The organism is Bacteroides sp. OM05-10AA, from assembly GCF_003439055.1.
Taxonomy (GTDB): Bacteria; Bacteroidota; Bacteroidia; order Bacteroidales; family Bacteroidaceae; genus Bacteroides; species Bacteroides intestinigallinarum.
Genome location: NZ_QSUR01000090.1, coordinates 1 through 1,303, shown reverse-complemented (window position 1 = coordinate 1,303; position 1,303 = coordinate 1). Strand labels below are relative to the sequence as shown.

General features: G+C 36.5%; 1 protein-coding gene. It reads left to right on the top strand.

The features are described from left to right. Nucleotides 1-138 precede the first annotated feature (138 nt). Complete coding sequence (locus DXB58_RS27565) at nt 139-1,290, top strand: ISAs1 family transposase (RefSeq protein ID WP_122138880.1); 1,152 nt, start codon at nt 139-141, stop codon at nt 1,288-1,290. Nucleotides 1,291-1,303 lie beyond the last annotated feature (13 nt).

The window sequence follows — 1,303 nt, the reverse complement described above, 5'->3', positions numbered from 1 at the left end:
CAGGGCAGACGCATTAAATATTTTACTATTTCATAAGGGATTATATTTATATTACTACATTGATTATTAGTTGTATATTCTTTGCCTTTATCAATAATTATGCTTACTTTTATAAGATAATATGAAACATAAATTGACATGAAAATAGGTTTAATTGACATTTGTAAACAGATAGATGACCCTAGAATGAACCGCAAAAAGGTTCATAAAATGGAAACTATTATATATATATCGATTGCGGCTGTTATCTGTGGCGCGCAGTCCTGGAATGAAATCGAGGAGTTCGGTTATGCCAAGTTTGATTTTTTTAAAAGTAGAATTCCTGATTTGGAATTTATCCCCAGTCATGATACCTTCAATCGATTCTTTAGCATTATCAAACCCGATTTTTTTGAATTAATATTCCGCAATTGGGTAAGGCAAGTCTGCTCGGAGGTTAAGGGAGTCGTAGCTATAGATGGTAAACTAATGCGTGGACCAAGCAAATGTGATGATGAACATACTACAGGTAAAGAAGGATTTAAACTCTGGATGGTTTCAGCCTGGTCTGCAGCTAATGGTATATCTCTTGGTCAAGTAAAAGTCGACGATAAAAGTAATGAAATCACAGCTGTCCCTTTGTTAATTCATGCACTGGACCTTGATGATTGTATCATCACCATTGATGCAATGGGATGTCAGCTGGAAATAACAAAAGCTATTATTGAGCGGAATTCAAACTACATTATAGCTCTAAAGAAAAATCAGAAAAAGAGCTATGAGTTAGCTAAGGAAATCATCGATGGTTATGAAAACAGAGATGTTATCCTTAATAGGGTTACCCGGCATACCTCCGAAAGTACAGGACATGGCAGACTTGAAACAAGAATTTGCACTGTAGTTAGTTACGGTTCGAGCATGGAGAGGATGTTTAAAGATAAATTTGTGGGATTGAAGTCAATAGTAGGAGTGAAATCCGAAAGGATAATAATGGCAACAGGGGAACGTACCGAAGAAAGAAGATATTATATAACTTCATTGGGAAATAGTAACCCGGAGGAAATAGCTAATGCAATAAGACAGCATTGGTCCATTGAAAACAATCTGCATTGGCAACTGGATGTTACCTTCAGAGAAGACTATAGCAAAAAAGTACAGAATGCTGCAAGAAATTTTTCTGCAGTCACAAAAATGGCACTCACGGTTCTGAAAAATGATAAGGGAACAAAAGGAAGTATGAATCTGAAAAGACTAAAAGCAGGGTGGGATGAAAGCTACCTGTCAATACTTTTGCAGGGCAGTGCTTTTTAATGCGTCTGCCCTG